At 54.4% G+C, this 1664-nt stretch carries 1 protein-coding gene; it reads left to right on the top strand.

Features of this window, described 5'->3' with window-relative positions; genetic code table 11:
- Window positions 1-72: 72 nt before the first annotated feature.
- Complete coding sequence (locus QRN50_RS17185; RefSeq protein ID WP_060409751.1) at window positions 73-1503, top strand: IS1182 family transposase; 1431 nt, start codon at window positions 73-75, stop codon at window positions 1501-1503.
- The last annotated feature ends 161 nt before the right edge of the window (window positions 1504-1664 follow it).

Raw genomic sequence — 1664 nt, 5'->3', positions numbered from 1 at the left:
GGCCCAGACTGTGTAAAAACCCAAGGTAAACCTTTGCTATGATTCCCCAGGATTTCATTGCAAGGGTTGCCCATGAAACGCTTCATTCAAGGTGAACACAGAGGTCAAAGTACCTTGCTTCCCGAGAGTCTCGACGATTACGTCAGCGACACCAATCCGGTGCGCGTTGTCGATGTCTTTGTGGATGAGCTCGACCTGATCACCTTGGGTTTTGAAAGCGCTGTCCCCGCTGAAACGGGCCGACCGGCCTACCATCCTGCAGTCATGCTGAAGATCTACATCTACGGCTATCTCAACCGTATCCAGTCAAGCCGACGCCTTGAGCGCGAGGCGCAGCGCAACGTCGAGCTGATGTGGTTGACCGGTCGCCTGATGCCGGATTTCAAGACCATCGCCAACTTTCGCAAAGACAACGCAAAGGGCATTCGAGGAGTCTGTCGGCAGTTTGTCGTGCTGTGTCAACAATTGGGGCTTTTCTCGGAGCATTTCGTTGCCATCGATGGCAGTAAATTCAAGGCGGTCAATCACCGCGATCGCAATTTCACCAGTGCCAAACTGAAGCGTCGGATGGAAGAGATTGAATCAAGCATTGCCCTTTATCTAAAGGGGCTGGATGCGGCTGATCGGGAAGAGCCCAAGACTGCAGGCCCCAAAGGCGGCCTAGAGGAGAAGATCGCCAAATTGAAGGAGCAAATGAAGGCGTTGCAGACCATCGAGGTACAGCTTGAAGAATCCCCGGACAAACAAATTTCGCTGACCGATCCGGACGCGCGCTCAATGATGAGCAGTGGGGGAAAAGGTATCGTGGGTTACAACGTACAGACCGCGGTGGATACCAAGCACCATTTGATCGTCGCGCACGAGGTGATCAATGTGGGTCACGACCTTGATCAACTTAGTTCGATGGCCCAGCAGGCCCGTGAGGTGATGCAAGTCGAATCGTTGTCGGTGGTGGCGGACCGCGGGTATTACAAAAGCGGAGAAATCCTGGCCTGTCACGAGGCAGGGATCACAGCTTATGTGCCAAAAACGCTGAGCTCGCGGGCCAAATTTGATGGCCGTTTCGGCAATGACGAGTTTGTTTACGACGCGGACAACGATGTGTACGTCTGCCCCGCCAATCAAGTGCTGATCTGGCGCAACTCTTACATCGACAAGGGCAAGAAGCTGGACGTTTACTGGCGCTCCAACTGCCAGGCCTGCTCGATAAAGGCGCAATGCACACCGGCCAGAGAGCGAAAAATTCGGCGCTGGGAACATGAGGCAGTACTGGAAGAAATGCAGGCCCGCCTGGCTAACGCGCCGCAGGTAATGACCATCCGCAAGCAGACCGTCGAGCACCCCTTCGGGACTCTCAAGCAGTGGATGGGTGCAACGCATTTTCTGACGCGACGGCTTGGCGGAGTGAGCACCGAAATGAGTTTGAACGTGCTTGCTTATAACTTGAAGCGGGTAATGAACATCCTCGGCACGCAGAATCTTGTAAAAGCGCTGGCGGCTTGAAAAGCCTCCATTGCGCCCGATAAAAGGGGCTGTAAAGCGCTATTAACGGCCTTAAGGGCGGATTAGAGCGATGGCAGGACTTTCAAGGCGTTCCGGCTAGCCAAGTATCGTCTGCGCTACGCGCAGCCGATACTTGGGCTGGTTTTTACACACTCTGGGCC

The sequence above is a fragment of the Pseudomonas sp. MEJ108 genome, assembly GCF_030208985.1.
Taxonomy (GTDB): Bacteria; Pseudomonadota; Gammaproteobacteria; order Pseudomonadales; family Pseudomonadaceae; genus Aquipseudomonas; species Aquipseudomonas fragariae.
This window is presented reverse-complemented; position numbering and strand designations above follow the sequence as displayed.